12 protein-coding genes are annotated in these 15,028 nt (G+C 42.5%); 9 read left to right on the forward strand and 3 right to left on the reverse strand.

The features are described 5' to 3' along the window. Positions 1-89 precede the first annotated feature (89 nt). The 3 genes from ytxJ to ACK8P5_RS08240 all read left to right on the forward strand — a co-directional run bounded on the left by ytxJ (position 90) and on the right by ACK8P5_RS08240 (position 2,411). The gene (gene ytxJ / locus ACK8P5_RS08230) at positions 90-437 is read left to right on the forward strand and encodes a bacillithiol system redox-active protein YtxJ (RefSeq protein ID WP_422660459.1); all 348 of its coding nucleotides are present in this window, start codon (positions 90-92) and stop codon (positions 435-437) included. Between the two features lie 106 nt (positions 438-543). Beyond that, a complete protein-coding gene (ccpA, locus tag ACK8P5_RS08235) occupies positions 544-1,554 on the forward strand; it encodes a catabolite control protein A (RefSeq protein WP_422660460.1) in 1,011 nt (336 codons plus the stop codon). Between the two features lie 155 nt (positions 1,555-1,709). Next, positions 1,710-2,411, forward strand: a complete 702-nt coding sequence (locus tag ACK8P5_RS08240; protein WP_422660461.1) for a 5'-methylthioadenosine/adenosylhomocysteine nucleosidase — start codon at positions 1,710-1,712, stop codon at positions 2,409-2,411. Positions 2,412-2,550: 139 nt separating this feature from the next. Here the strand turns inward: ACK8P5_RS08240 and ACK8P5_RS08245 are convergent, their stop codons facing one another. After that, a complete protein-coding gene (locus ACK8P5_RS08245; protein WP_422660462.1) occupies positions 2,551-3,183 on the reverse strand; it encodes a GNAT family N-acetyltransferase in 633 nt (210 codons plus the stop codon). Between the two features lie 286 nt (positions 3,184-3,469). On the opposite strand from ACK8P5_RS08245, the gene acsA reads away from it, so the two are divergent. Next, positions 3,470-5,194, forward strand: coding sequence for an acetate--CoA ligase (gene acsA / locus ACK8P5_RS08250; RefSeq protein ID WP_422660463.1), 1,725 nt, complete (start codon positions 3,470-3,472; stop codon positions 5,192-5,194). Positions 5,195-5,343: 149 nt separating this feature from the next. Here the strand turns inward: acsA and ACK8P5_RS08255 are convergent, their stop codons facing one another. Both ACK8P5_RS08255 and rpsD read right to left on the reverse strand, forming a co-directional pair. Next, positions 5,344-8,406 (reverse strand): transglycosylase domain-containing protein, encoded by a 3,063-nt coding sequence (locus ACK8P5_RS08255; protein ID WP_422660464.1) that lies wholly within the window; start codon positions 8,404-8,406, stop codon positions 5,344-5,346. Positions 8,407-8,834: 428 nt separating this feature from the next. After that, positions 8,835-9,434: a 30S ribosomal protein S4 gene (gene rpsD, locus ACK8P5_RS08260; protein ID WP_422660465.1), complete on the reverse strand. Its 600-nt coding sequence runs from the start codon at positions 9,432-9,434 to the stop codon at positions 8,835-8,837. 517 nt (positions 9,435-9,951) lie between these two features. Between rpsD and ACK8P5_RS08265 the strand changes: the two genes are divergently transcribed. From ACK8P5_RS08265 to ACK8P5_RS08285, 5 genes are all read left to right on the forward strand, one after another. Next, positions 9,952-11,937, forward strand: coding sequence for a sensor domain-containing diguanylate cyclase (locus ACK8P5_RS08265; RefSeq protein ID WP_422660466.1), 1,986 nt, complete (start codon positions 9,952-9,954; stop codon positions 11,935-11,937). A 182-nt stretch (positions 11,938-12,119) separates the two neighbouring features. Then, positions 12,120-12,878 (forward strand): hypothetical protein, encoded by a 759-nt coding sequence (locus ACK8P5_RS08270; protein ID WP_422660467.1) that lies wholly within the window; start codon positions 12,120-12,122, stop codon positions 12,876-12,878. A gap of 116 nt (positions 12,879-12,994) precedes the next feature. Beyond that, positions 12,995-14,110, forward strand: a complete 1,116-nt coding sequence (locus ACK8P5_RS08275) for an aminopeptidase (protein ID WP_422660468.1) — start codon at positions 12,995-12,997, stop codon at positions 14,108-14,110. Between the two features lie 93 nt (positions 14,111-14,203). Further along, entirely contained in the window at positions 14,204-14,449 is a 246-nt protein-coding gene (locus ACK8P5_RS08280) for an HPr family phosphocarrier protein (protein ID WP_422660469.1), read from the forward strand. Between the two features lie 176 nt (positions 14,450-14,625). Then, a complete protein-coding gene (locus ACK8P5_RS08285) occupies positions 14,626-14,913 on the forward strand; it encodes a DUF1507 family protein (protein WP_422660470.1) in 288 nt (95 codons plus the stop codon). Positions 14,914-15,028: the final 115 nt, after the last annotated feature.

A 15,028-nucleotide genomic window follows, 5' to 3' on the forward strand; every position in this document is an offset into this window, starting at 1 on the left:
GGATTTTGTCGAGTTAGTTGGATTTTTCACGAACATTTTGTTAGGATATAGTATAGGAACTTCAATATAATGAAGGGAATGTATATCCTATGGCGACTATGACGAAAATGACTACAAACGAACAATTGCTTGATGCGGTAGAAGCATCTAATCAGAAGGCACTTCTTCTGTTTAAGCACAGCACCAGATGTCCGATCAGTGCGAGAGCTTATGAGCAAGTGACTGCGTACCTAAAGGATCAGCCTAATGAAGAGGTTAAGTACGCTATGATTGATGTGATAGCTGACCGTGCACTTTCAAATGAAGCTGCCGAGTCTTTAAACATTAAGCATGAATCGCCTCAAGTTATTCTTGTTAGACAAGGAGCGCCAGTCTGGCATACATCCCATTCCCATATTACGACTGAAGCGCTGAGAGGCAATTTGGACAAGCTGTAGAGCTGTGTCATTGCACAAAGCAGTAATTTGTCGTATCATAAATTTAATTGGCTGTTGTACGTATGTATGAATGAATGAAAATTTATTGGCAATGGAGAGAAGGAATTTGACGGTAACCATTTACGATGTGGCACGTGAAGCAGGCGTTTCGATGGCAACGGTGTCGCGGGTTGTCAACAATAACCCCAACGTTAAGCCTCAGACCCGGAAGAAAGTATATGAAGCAATAGAGAGATTAGGATATCGTCCGAATGCAGTCGCCAGAGGATTGGCTAGCAAGAAGACAACAACCGTCGGCGTTGTTATCCCAGACATTTCGAACTCTATTTTTGCTGAAATCGCCCGGGGTATTGAAGATATCGCCAACATGTACCATTATAATATTATTTTGTGTAATGCCGACAAGCGGAAGGAAAAAGAAATTCGCGTCATCAACACTTTGCTTGAGAAGCAAGTTGATGGTCTGCTATTTATGGGTGGAACTGTTACGGACGAGCATATCCAGGCATTCCAGACCTCTGCAGTACCGATTGTTTTGTGTGCGACTCGAGATGAGAAGGGTTCCTATCCTTCCGTCGATATCGATCACGAGCAAGCGGCTTTTGATGCTGTGAGTACCTTGGTTCGACATGGTCATCGTGAGATTGCGATGATCAGCGGAACGCTGCAAGATCCAGCTAATGGATATGCACGTTTTCAAGGATATAAGAAGGCGCTTGAAGCAGCCGGTATTGAATATCAGGAAGACCTTGTGCGGATCGGTAACTACCGTTATGAGTCCGGGGTAGAAGCGATGAAGTACTTCTTAGGATTGAAGAAGAAACCAACCGCTATATTTGCGGCAACGGATGAAATGGCTATTGGAGCTATTCATAGCATCCAGGACGAAGGCTATAAAGTTCCAGATGATTTCTCGATCATCAGTGTCGATAATATTCGTATGGCTTCTATGGTTCGTCCACAGTTGACGACAGTCGCTCAACCGATGTATGACTTGGGCGCTGTAGCAATGCGTTTACTTACGAAATTAATGAAGAAAGAGAATGTAGATAATTCTCGTGTTATTTTGCCGCATGAGACGATTCTTCGCCTTTCTGTCAGTCATGTAAATGAGTAGGTAGTAGGTACCTATACATTGATAGAGATTTTGAAAGAAGCTCCTTCAAGGAGCTTCTTTCTAGTGTGTATAAACAGAAGTATTATATTACTTATGTCCTGTTATTTAAGAGACGTAAGTATGAGTAGACGAAAGAATGGAGGGGCACTAGGATCATGACAACTTCGGTAATAGGGTTAATTGGTGCGATGGATGAAGAGATTGAACTACTATTGGCTCAGATGGAGAGTAGTGAGAAAGTCACAAAATCTGGAGTGAGTTATGTAAAAGGTACACTTGAGGGTAAAGAAATAGTGGTATGCAAGTCTGGTGTTGGCAAGGTTAATGCTGCAATTACAACACAAGTACTTATTGATTATTTCGGTGTATCACAGATTCTGTTTACAGGGGTTGCAGGAGCTCTGGACCCTAGATTAAACATCGGTGATATCGTTATTTCTTCATCGTGTATGCAGCATGATATGGATGTGACTCCACTAGGCTTTGAGCGCGGTGTTATTCCGTACCAAAGTGTATCTGACTTCCCAGCAGATGATCGTTTGATCAAACTGGCCGAGCAGGCTTGTAAAGATCTCTCAGCAGATGGATACCTTGTAGGAAAGGTTCTGTCAGGGGATCAATTCATCGCGAGTAGAGAAACTGTACAAATGCTCTACGAGCAACTGAACGGTGCATGTGCTGAAATGGAAGGATCCGCAGTAGCTCAAGTATGCTATATGAACGAAGTGCCGTATGTTGTCATTCGATCTATGTCGGATAAAGCAGATGGATCTGCGCATGTAAATTTTCAAGAGTTTACGGTTAAAGCATCCCAGCGCTCGCATTCCATTGTCACTCATATGCTAAAACATTTGTAAAATTAGATTAACATATCTAAAATACTAGTCTTATAGAGACTGATATCTGTTCATAGGTTTTGATATCGATTTCATAAGTATGCAAAAAGGCGTTGTCTCTTTGAATAGAGCAGCGCCTTTTTCGTGAAAATAATCTATTTTAATACATAAATCGCTGTTGGAATCTGATCCGGTCAAACTGCTCCTGTGAAGATAAGGGTACCTGCTTTCCGATCTTGACCATGAGACAGTTAGCGGGATGGGAGCAAATCTCAGGATCATCTGTTGCATACCACTCCATTTCTACGACTTTCATCAATCGTTCCATCATTTTGCGGTAATCCCATACATTCAGACCACTTCCCTTGAGGTCCCAATGCCAATAGTATTCTGTCGTAAAAACGATATATTGCTCCATTTGTTCATCTTCAAAAGCGGTCTGTATCATCTTCTGGCCTAGACCGAGTGAACGGTAATCATTGGCGACTTCAATAGCTCCAAGCTCAACCAAATCTTCCATTTTCCCCTGAGACCATCTTTCTTGTTCATCAGGATAATGAAAGGTTACATACCCTACAATCATATTCCCATCACGGGTAAGGATAATTCTTCCCTCCGCTAGCCCAGCAATTTCAATTAGGGCTTCATGCTGCTCTGCAGGACGGCGAAAGGCATTGAGGTCAGGGTGCATAGTCAGCTCGGAGAGCTGCTCGGGCGTTACAGGGCCTTCTATGATTAGGCGGCGGTCTTCAGGAAACAAGAGGTGAGACTTGTATAGCTTGTAGTGTTCCATCCGGTACGCTCCTTTCAAGTACATACCCTACTTATAGCAAAAAAATAAAAAAATGAAAAGCAATGACAGGAAATCATATCCTATGATATAATCTTTTCGACATAAAACCTTCACAATTATTACATTGACTTTCGAGTTTGACTCTCGAAATTCCTTAGGTCTATTTCCTGATGATTTGAGCTCCATGATGACCTGCCGTTTGTGAATTCTAATGTACCATTCATATCATTTGTAAGCGCTGTCCACACAAGTAGGAGAACGATTTAAGAATGAGGAGGATGCAATTATGAATCAAACGCACACTGAAGTGCTGCCGAGTGAAGTTTCCATTTCCAATATGAGCAATTACGAGCAAGCAGCTTCTCAATTTTCGTGGGATGAAGTTGAACGCCACTTCACTTGGTACGATACAGGCAAAGTCAACATGGCATACGAAGCAATTGATCGGCATGTGGCCGAAGGAAGAGGAGATAAGACTGCACTGTTGTATAGTGATGCAACTCGTGATGAAGCTATCACTTATGCCCAGTTGAAAGAGAAGTCGGACAAGTTCGGCAGTGTTCTCCGCAGTTACGGAATTGGCAAGGGAGAGCGGGTCTTTATTTTTATGCCTCGTAGTCCTGAGCTATATGTTAGTTTGTTGGGTATTTTGAAGGTTGGTGCCGTAGTAGGTCCTTTGTTTGAAGCTTTCATGGAAACAGCGGTTAAGGATCGGTTGGAGGATAGCGGAGCAGTGGCGCTAGTTACGACTCCCGCATTATTACCACGTGTAAAACGTGATGAGCTTCCGGAATTAAAGCATATTTTTGTCGTGGGTGAGAATACACCAGAGAATGAAGGTCTCATCGATTATTACAAAGAGATGGAGAATGCCTCATCGGATCTTGAGATCGAATGGTTAGATCGCGAAGATGGTTTGATTATGCATTACACTTCTGGATCAACAGGTAAACCTAAAGGTGTCTACCACGTACAGAATGCAATGCTTCAGCATTACTATACAGGTAAAGTCGTTCTCGATCTGCGAGAAGATGATATTTATTGGTGTACAGCGGACCCAGGCTGGGTTACTGGAACATCTTATGGAGCCTTTGCCCCTTGGCTTAATGGTGCAACAAACGTAATTCGCGGTGGACGTTTCAGTCCTCAGGATTGGTACGGAACGCTTGAGAAATATAAAGTAACGATTTGGTACAGTGCTCCAACGGCATTCCGTATGCTAATGGGGGCAGACAAAGATCTTATCTCCCAGTATGATTTGAGTAATCTACGCCACGTACTCTCAGTAGGTGAACCTCTTAATCCTGAAGTTGTACGTTGGGGACATAAAGCTTATAAACAGCGCATTCATGATACATGGTGGATGACGGAGACGGGTGGACAATTGATTTGTAACTATCCGAGCATGGCAATCAAGCCTGGGTCTATGGGTAGACCATTGCCAGGAATCAAAGCAGCTATCCTGGATGATAAGGGGCGAGAGGTTGCTCCTTATACGATGGGTAACCTAGCGATTCAATCAGGATGGCCATCTATGATGAGACAAATCTGGAATAATCCAAGTAAATATGAGGAATATTTCAGAATTCCAGGTTGGTATGTATCAGGAGACTCTGCTTATATGGATGAAGAAGGATACTTCTGGTTCCAAGGTCGTGTCGATGATGTTATCAACTCTTCTGGGGAGAGAATCGGGCCATTCGAAGTGGAGAGCAAGCTTGTAGAGCATCCAGCTGTTGCTGAGGCAGGAGTTATTGGTAAGCCTGACGTAACAAGAGGGGAGATTATTAAAGCATTTATCTCCTTGCGTGAAGGCTATGAGCCTACTCAGGAGTTAAAGGATGACATTTATCGCTTTGTAAAGGAAGGATTGTCAGCACACGCAGCTCCTCGGGAAATTGAATTTAAGGATAAACTGCCGAAGACACGTTCTGGTAAAATTATGCGTCGCGTCTTGAAGGCTTGGGAACTGGATCTACCAACAGGTGATCTATCTACAATTGAAGATTAATAGAAAATAAAGAGCAGCCTCCTGGCTGCTCTTTATTTGTATAATGCATAAATTATGAATTATGATTATTACCGTATAACGTATATCAAGAAGAAGGGACGCCAGAGTGCATGAAAGTGCTCTCTGGCGTCCCTATTTGTTTAACAGTTTTAATTCTTCTCAAAAAACACGGTCGCTGAAGGTGAGGACTGACCAATTTTATTCACAGCTGTAATCCGGAATGTTCCACTGATCGGAGCGCTGCTCTTATAGTAAAACTCATTAGACTGCGACGTTCCGAGTTGTTGATAAATCCCATCATTGTTAGGGCTGTAATGAATGATATATAAACTTACTTGATCATCAGCTGGATTGCTGCTCCAAGAGGCTTTAAAGCCGTCTGGTGTAGCTTGAATATTGGGCTGTCCAGGTTGCTGTGGCGGAGTAGAGGAACTGTTAGAATCAGTCTCAGGTGTCTCTTGAGCTCCATCATCAGGTATTACCTCGTCAGGCTTTGTATCTATATCTGGCACTATTGGATTAACAATCTGTTGGTAACCTGCGATAGCACTCGGCTCAGATGCTTTACCAGCTACGTCTACGGCTACAATATAATAGCTTGCATTTCCGAGCCCAGTAAACTGTTTAGTAGCATCTGCCATAACAATCTGACCTGTTTGCATATAAGGACCATTGTTCAAAGAACGATAGAGCCTATAGCCGACCACATCAGGCGAACCGCTTGGAGAGAAGGTGATAACTCCATTGGAGTAGTTCACGTTCTTAGGAGGGGTTGGAGCCCTTCCATCGTCAACCCTCGGATCGACTTTCGTTGGCATGCCTTTATTAGCGTCTCTAGGGATGTAATACTCTAGCGGCTGGCGTTCTCCACGCATAACCGCGAAGGCAGCCTCTAGTTCCTTAATCAGTTCATCAATAGGCTTTTCGCGCTTGATGACCATTTGCTCTTTAAGGAAATCTGAAGGCGTTCCATCTCTAGGTATATAATTAGCGCCATTGTAAGTAATGTACTTGGCTTTAACCAAGCTGTCATCTCTCTCTGTAGGCACATACTTGACATTAAAGAGATCTGTTACAAATTTGTCAGTCAACTCTGAAGGGAGTTTTCCACTATATGCTGAGACGGTTTTGGAGATAATTCCCTCAGGTTTTTTGAATTCTTTTGTTGGGAACAAGTCAGGCTTAAGATCGATAGCCTCATTCATGACTTTGGACCATATGCGCTGAGCATGTTTCTTCTGATCATCTACCAAGACATTAACGGATTGTTTATAACCGATCCATACCCCCAGGGTAATGTCAGGAGAATAGCCCATAAACCAGCTATCACCGTAGTTTTGGCTTGATCCCGTTTTTCCGACAACTGGAATGGTATTGAAATGCTTGTAGTTGTTGCGAACAGTGTCACCAGAACCATTCGTGATAACTGTACGCATCATATCCGTCATCAAGTAGGCAGTCTGATCGGAATACACCTGCACCGGATCTACCTTGTGCTGGTACACAATCTTACCATTGGAATCTACAATTTTTTCAATCATATAAGCATCTGTGAATTTACCATGGTTGCCAATCGAGCTGTAGGCATTTGTTAATTCTTCTACAGATACACCGTATTTGAGTCCGCCCAACACACCCGTTGATGCTGCGTTATCGGCCTCGACTAGGGTAGTTATTCCGAGTTTCTTAGAGAAGTCCCATGCCTTATCAATACCGATGGCATTATTAAACAACTTCAGTGCGACTGTATTCGTTGAGTTATTCAAGGCTTCACGAGCAGTCATAAGACCCTTGTATCCTCTATAGACATTTCGAGGAATATGATACCCTTTTGAATAATCTTTCAAAATAATAGGTGAGTCGTCTACGATACTGCCTGGTTGAACCTTGCCTTCCTCAAGGGCGGGTAAATAAGCTGCAATGGGTTTCATAGCCGACCCCGGTTGACGAACCATCTGTGTAGCATAGTTCATTTCCTCTGTCTTGAAGTCTCTGCCTTCAATCATTCCGAGAATTGCACCGGTTTTATTATCAATCATCATTGCAGCCGTCTGTTCTTTCCCTTTTGTTTGGCTATCAGGGTAGAAGTTACTGTTGTCTTCTGCGATCTTTCGCATAGATCCATAAATCGTACGATCGATGGTTGTGTAGATTCGATATCCACCGGTACTAAGTTGTGAGCGTGCTTCCTTCATCAGATCGCCGTTTTCTTTCGTTTGTTCACCATCAACGTCTGGATGGTTAATTTTCATTAAAATTTTCGAAGCCTGACGTTCAACTTCCATCATCAGATATGGATAAGTTACATAAGCTTTCTGCGTGCGTGGAGCCAATGATTTCTTGATGTCAAACGCTTTGGCCGTCTTATGTTCTTCAGGGGTGATCTTACCCTCTTCTAACATACGGTCAAGCACGAGATTTTGACGCTTGAGAGCACGCTTAAAAGACTTCTCATCAAATTCTCCGATCCCATTAAACGCCGAATAGGCAGAAGGGAGTTGTGGAAGACCTGCAAGGTAAGCAGCCTGAGCAATATTCAATTTATTCAGATCGCTGATATTAAAAATACCTTTAGCTGCTGCTTTGATTCCGAATACATTGTAGCCATTTGAACCGTTACCAAACGGAACTTTATTCAGATAAGCTGTGATAATCTGTTCCTTACTTAAAAATCGCTCCAAGCGTAACGAAAGCAAAATCTCTTTAACTTTCCGGTCACTTGTCTTGTCGCGGCTTAAAAAAGCTTGTCGAGCGAGCTGCTGCGTAAGTGTGCTGCCACCTGTCTGAACAGGCTCATTCAAGAGGCGTTGTTTAACAGCGCGTGCAGTGCCCATAAAGTCGACTCCATTATGTGTATAAAACCGGTTATCTTCTATGGATACAACCGCATCAATGACGAGTTTCGGAATGTCATCATAACTCACCGGTCTTCGATCTTCTTCCGTCCGAAGTTGACCGATAGGGGATCCATCACCAAAGTAGGCGAAACCAGTGACGGCGTTGTCGTTCATCTTTTGTTCGATGAGAGCCCTTGATCTTATGGGTTCATCTTTAACAATAGAGGTTACATAACCAAAGACGGCTCCTCCAACGAATAACGTACCCATCAAACCAATAACAAAGAGCCAGCCTATAACCGATCCTATTCTGCGTCCGATGGATCTCTTAGGAGGTCGTTGTTTATCTGGCTCCTTTTTTTTCTCCTCAACCATGTATGTTACTCCTCCTTTTAACGCACCTATTATAGCATAAATCGACGCATTTGAATCATCATATCGCATCCTGTCGTTCCCATTTTACGGAAGTTTTATTTTGTAGGAGACAGAAGAGAGCCATTCTTCCTAAAGTTGGCGTACAAAAAACTTAATATGATGAGCATAACTGTTTGAGAGCGCGATAATTCTCCATATTGTTCACATAGGAAAGGATTTTCTTGCATTCGATTTAGAAGGGCGTAAGAGAATGTATTGATCATTAGTTAAATATCATGAATGATCTTTTGATGTGATAAAAATAAGACGGACAAACCTGAAAGTTCGGTCTCACATTTAAGAAACGGAACTAAAAGGTTCATTCGTCTTTAAGTAGACAGGTATAAAAAAACCGGAGGCATAAGCCCCCGGCTGTTAAGAACTCAATCTTAACGGTTGTAGAATTCGACGATTTGCTTCTCGTCGATATCTTGAGACAATTCGGAACGCTCTGGAAGACGGATGTACTTACCTTCCATTGCAGTTTCATCGAACTCAAGGTAAGCAGGAAGATGTACGCGATTAGCCAAAGCATCTTTAATTGCAGAAAGGCTACGGCTTCTTTCACGAAGACCGATTACGTCGCCAATGCTAACAGCATAAGAAGCGATGTCGACTTTTTTGCCGTTAACAGTTACGTGACCGTGTGCAACCAATTGACGAGCACCTGCACGGGAGTTGCTGAAGCCAAGACGGTAAACAAGGTTGTCCAGACGGCTTTCGAGCAATACCATAAAGTTCTCACCGGCAATACCCTTCATGTGCTGTGCTTTATCAAACAGGGTGCGGAATTGCTTCTCACCCAAGCCATACATATGACGAAGCTTTTGCTTTTCTTGAAGCTGCAAACCGTAGTTGCTCATTTTTCTACGTTGGTTAGGACCATGTTGTCCTGGAGGGAAAGGGCGTTTCAATTCTTTACCAGTGCCGCTCAGGGAAATACCCAAACGACGACTTAATTTAAATTTAGGACCGGTGTAACGTGCCATGTAATATAGACTCCTTTGTAATTAAGTTTCATTTAGGGCTCTATTTGCGCCGTATTTGTTTCATTCTGTCCGGTATCCGGCAGATCTGACGGGAAAGTTCAGCCGCTGTCCTGTCAGCAACAAATATCGTGAGGGTGACACAACGATTCCGCCCAAATTCAAATGAATGCAATGCATTCTTATCAACAATAAATATTATATGAAAAGCTGATATAAAGTCAAGTTGAAGATAAAGTTTACATACGGATAACTTTGTCTAAATTTGTCGATAGGCCCAAGGACCTAAAAAATATGAACAAAACGTCGAATTCTTAATGCAAAATGGGTAGGAAAAGAGTAAGATATATTTAATAGTAATTATTCTATTTGATTAAGTATACACAATTTAACGCGATAACGCTTGAAAGTAAAAGTGGATTAGTGAAGAAGCAACGGGTACATGTATATTCGTACATATTAGCGGGATGTTTATAGCTTATGACCAAGGTCTTTATAATGGTACAAAGGAGCGCCCTTTATGTCAGAAGAACAACGTAAAGTTTCTGGAAGCTCTCCTGGTTCTACATCCAAGATAATGAATGTCGATCGGATTCTTAACTCGGAATCTTATGACTGGCATCAATCTATGGATATAACACCTTCGGATTTTCCTTATCTTCAACAATTACTAGAAGAAAGCTTTCAAGAATGGAAGAGGGATAGCTCTGGACTTCAAATGATATTGCAATCTGATTGGGCTATCGTAGGTCCAAACGGTGAATGGGTGACAGGTGATCCCAAACTGCAGAAGTATTTGTGGATTAAGGATGATGCTACACTTAGGCGAACATTGGAATTACAGGCGGTTACTATCGGTTTAAGTGAAGAGGTTTCAGGTGTTAGAACGATATGTGCTACGCCTATTGTTTCAAGGATTCATCATGATGTATTCGCTGTGCTAATTAGTGCCGCGCCTTCGCATATCGACTCTGAACAAATTCAGTTTATGACTGAATCTGCAGCTGTCATGCTTCGCTCTTGTTTTTATCGGCGATTCGAACGTATTTTTGTAGAGGATATGGCAAAAATTCATGAACAAGCTCAGAGAGAGGCCAGTAGACGTTCCAATCTGTTTCATTATGTGAAGCGTATGCATGCTCAGAACAATGTAGATGGAGTACTTACAGAAGTGTTAGACAGTGTCCACGGTCTATATCCTTATGCTAACGTGCATCTGTTCATGTCACAGGACCATCAGAGTAGTCATCCGCTAGTAAAGCCATTACTGCTTCATCATTGGCAGGAGGAAGTGTATGTACGTACCTTCATGGAGGGATCGCTCACGGTATGTGATGATACTGAACAGGCGGATAATATGGTTGAAATTGGAGTCCCTGTGGGTGGGAAGCAAGGTGTTTATGGTGTTCTCCATCTTCAAGTTGAGCAAGCACAGCTGTCGGATATGGATCTTGAATTGCTAGGGATGATGGCTGATGCGGCTGGTACCGCATTCGAGAATGCTAAATTGTATGAGCAGTCGAATCTGATGATCCATGAATTACGTATGATCAACGAATTGACACAGCAGTTAAACAAAAGCTTACAGCTTTCAGACATATATCAATTTGCTAATGAGGAACTTTTAAAAATTTTAACGGCAGAGTACTGCTGCATTTTAAGTTACAACGAGGAGCTTGGGGGACTTGAAGTCGTATCCTGTAATGCTTCAAATCTTGAAAAAGAAGTGTTTGAGAAGAACTATGGTCTAGGTGGACATGTATTTCATTCCAAAGAGCCGCTGTTTATGGCGGATTATTCAGTGGAGCGTCCTGCGGATTCGAAATTGATGGAGTCAACGGGATCCAATTCGATGATTGCTACACCTTTGATTGTTAATGGTGAAGTTCGAGGTGTTATTTTGTTAACCCATCGAAATAGACATTATTTTTCGTATGATAATTATCGTCTGTTGCAAGCCTTAACGAGTCATATTGGTCTTGCCGTTGGCAACGCCTCATTGCATGCAGAAGTACGATGGATGGCGAATCGTGATATGCTGACTGAACTATATGCACGTCATTACCTTGATGAAGCTATTCATGAGTGTCAGAGCCGTGATTTCTGTGGATCGCTCATTGTTGTAGACATTGACCAGTTTAAACAGGTGAATGATACCTTTGGGCATCAGCGGGGCGATAAAATATTGAAACAGGTCAGTGGGATTGTGAAGACATCCATTCGACAAAGCGATATTGCAGCCAGATGGGGCGGAGAAGAGCTTGCTGTCTACTTGCCGGGTCTCGGCATTGAACAGGCGCTCCAAGTAGCAGAACGAATACGTATCAGAGTTGCAGAAGAGACAGAGCCAAGAGTCACTGTATCTTGTGGGATCTCAGAGTGGAACTGGATGCATGACAGGGTAAGTGTAGAATCTCTATTTTACAGGGCAGATATGGCATTATATGATGCGAAGAATAGTGGTCGTAATCGAATTGTTATTGAACGGACAGAAGTATGTGAATGAATGGAACCCAGCGGCTATTCGTAGTCGGTGGGTTTTTTTCTGCATAAATGGGGTGGAGGCGGTTAGTCTAAGGGGAATGAACAAATGAAAGGCTGATTGCCATCATGAGAAAAAATCACTGTCGAATTTACCTACTATGGCTTGCTGTAATAGCTATATGCATGTCCATAACCGCTTGTGGTATGAATAAGCTATCTGCAGAAGAATCTTTTACACGAGCGGTTGCTGGGCTTTCCGGTATGGATAATCTTGCTTTTAAAGGTAATGCTGTGATCAAAAGTGGTAATGGTGAACTGCATAATCAAGCTTTCGCTTTTCAAGGGCAGTTACAGGACCATAAATTGCTCACTATCACGACTTCAAAGTCACCTCCCTCATCAACTAAAGTTGCTGGTGACTTATCGGAGAACGCTTATTCCGAGGGTCTAAAAGGGAAGCTTCAGTATGATGGTGAGAAGTGGCATTCTCTTGCTGATGGTCATTCCAATGCAGACTGGATGGCCCGGATGAATCCGTTGGAACAGCTTAAGCTTCTGGGGGATTCCGATAAGAAAATTACAGAAGAGGTACGAGCTGCTAGGGGAACGAAAATCCTCCGAATTAAGCTATCTCCAAGTGCCTCTAAGGAAATGACAAAGAGCACACTGACGTCTCAAATGCAAGCTATCCGCAGTCGAATGGACCAGAAAGGGGATGCTCTATATACTGACGACCCTAAGGTGAAAGCTCGGCTTTTAGCTATCTGGGAGAGAGAAAATCAAATAATGAATCGGTTGCTTGATAAGTCAAATGTAAACACGGTCTTCCATCTAACGATTGATAAGAAAACATACCTACCGAGCAGATTGTCTTCAGAACGAACCATTTCCACAGCCAGCTCCAAGGGACAGAAAAGAGATGAAACGTTGGTATCTGACATTCTTTTTATGGACTATCAATAAAATTCAAAGGGAGCGGCTGACGCTATCCCTCTTACCGTGATACAATATAGGAATACGAATTTACCGCTGTTCAATTTGAGGTTGTGCAGTGACTAGCTCAAGGGAGGTAAACATTTATGAAGGACCCAAGAATTCAGAAATTAGCAGAAAATCTGGTCGGTTATTCTGTTGATATGCAGCCAGGGGAAAATGTTTTAATTGAAATGATTGGTTCTGAGCGTGACTTACTCAATGCCATTATTGAAGAAGTGGGAAAAAAGGGAGGACATCCTTTTGTCCAGCTTACAGATAAGACCGTCCAGCGCGCGATGCTGAAAAATGCAACAAAAGAGCAACTTACATTGTGGGCAGAACTCGATTTGGCCCGTATGAAAGAAATGGATTGTTACATTGGTATTCGTGCTGGAGAGAATGTGAATGATCTCGCTGATGTTCCAGAAGAAAACATGAAGTTATACAATGCGCTGTATTCGCATCCTGTACATAGTGAAGAACGTGTTAAACGCACGAAGTGGGTTGTGCTCCGTTATCCGAATGCAAGTATGGCGCAACTAGCGAATACGAGCACGGAGGCTTTTGAAGATTTCTATTTTGATGTTTGCAACTTGGATTACTCCAAGATGGATCGCGCACAAGATCCGCTCGCAGAATTGATGAGAACGACAGATAAGGTTCGTATTGTTGGTCAGGGTACAGATCTGAGCTTCTCTATTAAAGGAATTGGGGCTGAAAAATGCTCAGGACAAAAAAACATTCCTGATGGCGAAGTATACACCGCACCCGTTCGTGACTCCGTAAACGGCACCATTTCTTATAATTCCCCAACTTTATACAATGGTGTTACCTTTGAAAACATTAAATTCCGTTTTGAAAACGGCAAGATCGTAGAGGCAACGAGCAGTGATACTGAACGCCTTAACGAAATCCTTGATTCCGATGAGGGAGCTCGTTATATCGGAGAGTTTGCTATTGGTTTTAACCCGTATATTTTGAACCCGATGAAAGATATCTTGTTTGATGAGAAGATTGCTGGAAGCCTGCACTTTACGCCAGGTCAAGCATATGAAGATACGGACAATGGCAATCGTTCTTCCATCCACTGGGATCTTGTATTGATTCAGCGTCCGGAGTATGGTGGGGGAGAAATCTATTTCGATGATGTATTGATTCGCAAAGACGGTTTATTTGTCATTCCAGAACTTGAGGGGCTAAACCCCGAAAATCTGAAATAAGACGAAATATAGTTGCGCGAGAAAACGGATTCAAGGTATCATGAAGAAGCAATACAAAGCTTCCTAATATCCTAAAGTTACGGAGGGATTCGTATGTCCAATACTAATGCGACAGTCGTAGACATTTCTCAGACCGCAAGTCAATTCTCTTCCTCTATCGTTTTGCAGGCTGAGAACAAGTACATCGATGTTAAGAGTATTTTAGGTTTGTTCACTACACTTGTGAGCCACCAAAGCTATGAGTTACACGTTCATGGCCCAGACGCTGAAGAAGCAAAAAAGGCAATGATCGACGTGTTTACAAAGCATGGCCTTAATGTCACTGTAGTTGCTGAATAAGATCAGCAGAAACATCCTTCCTATTGTAGGAAGGATGTTTTTTTAGATTTAAGAAAGAATGATTATAAATAAGATTTCTAGGGTCTAGTTTTTGAAGTGGTTCTTGTATTGACCTGCGATATCGTCTAATATTAGAGGTAGAACCGTGCTGTGATATTGACATAGGGGGGAAGATCATGACTTCATCTGATTTGCAAGAACAGCTCAACCTTAAAGCGATCAGTCTTCTAAATGAAGATGCAGATAAAATTCAAAAGCTCATTGAAGTACAGATGGAGAATCTGGCAACCCGTTATTGCCCTCTCTATGAGGAAGTGCTGGATACCCAAATGTACGGATTTTCAAGAGAAGTTGATTTCGCTGTCCGGGCTGGACTTCTTTCGGAAGTAACAGGGAAACAGCTACTCAGCAAGTTAGAGCGTAATCTGGCTCTTTTATATGAAGCCATGAATCAAGCCGAATAGCCTGTGTTAATACAGGCGATACATAGAAACGCATGCGTGAGAAAGTGTCGGCATGCGTTTTTTTGATAAAAAATGTTTTAGAAACATCAATAGGGATATGCTAGAAAAGACGCGT

The organism is Paenibacillus sp. EC2-1, assembly GCF_049311625.1.
Taxonomy (GTDB): Bacteria; Bacillota; Bacilli; order Paenibacillales; family Paenibacillaceae; genus Paenibacillus_AQ.

Coding starts and splice junctions, on each gene's coding strand:
- ACK8P5_RS08275 (WP_422660468.1), top strand. CDS start 12,995: ATGAAGGACCCAAGAATTCAGAAATTAGCAGAAAATCTGGTCGGTTAT.
- ACK8P5_RS08285 (WP_422660470.1), top strand. CDS start 14,626: ATGACTTCATCTGATTTGCAAGAACAGCTCAACCTTAAAGCGATCAGT.
- ACK8P5_RS08280 (WP_422660469.1), top strand. CDS start 14,204: ATGTCCAATACTAATGCGACAGTCGTAGACATTTCTCAGACCGCAAGT.
- ytxJ (WP_422660459.1), top strand. CDS start 90: ATGGCGACTATGACGAAAATGACTACAAACGAACAATTGCTTGATGCG.
- rpsD (WP_422660465.1), bottom strand. CDS start 9,434: ATGGCACGTTACACCGGTCCTAAATTTAAATTAAGTCGTCGTTTGGGT.
- acsA (WP_422660463.1), top strand. CDS start 3,470: ATGAATCAAACGCACACTGAAGTGCTGCCGAGTGAAGTTTCCATTTCC.
- ACK8P5_RS08255 (WP_422660464.1), bottom strand. CDS start 8,406: ATGGTTGAGGAGAAAAAAAAGGAGCCAGATAAACAACGACCTCCTAAG.
- ACK8P5_RS08265 (WP_422660466.1), top strand. CDS start 9,952: ATGTCAGAAGAACAACGTAAAGTTTCTGGAAGCTCTCCTGGTTCTACA.
- ACK8P5_RS08270 (WP_422660467.1), top strand. CDS start 12,120: ATGAATAAGCTATCTGCAGAAGAATCTTTTACACGAGCGGTTGCTGGG.
- ACK8P5_RS08240 (WP_422660461.1), top strand. CDS start 1,710: ATGACAACTTCGGTAATAGGGTTAATTGGTGCGATGGATGAAGAGATT.
- ACK8P5_RS08245 (WP_422660462.1), bottom strand. CDS start 3,183: ATGGAACACTACAAGCTATACAAGTCTCACCTCTTGTTTCCTGAAGAC.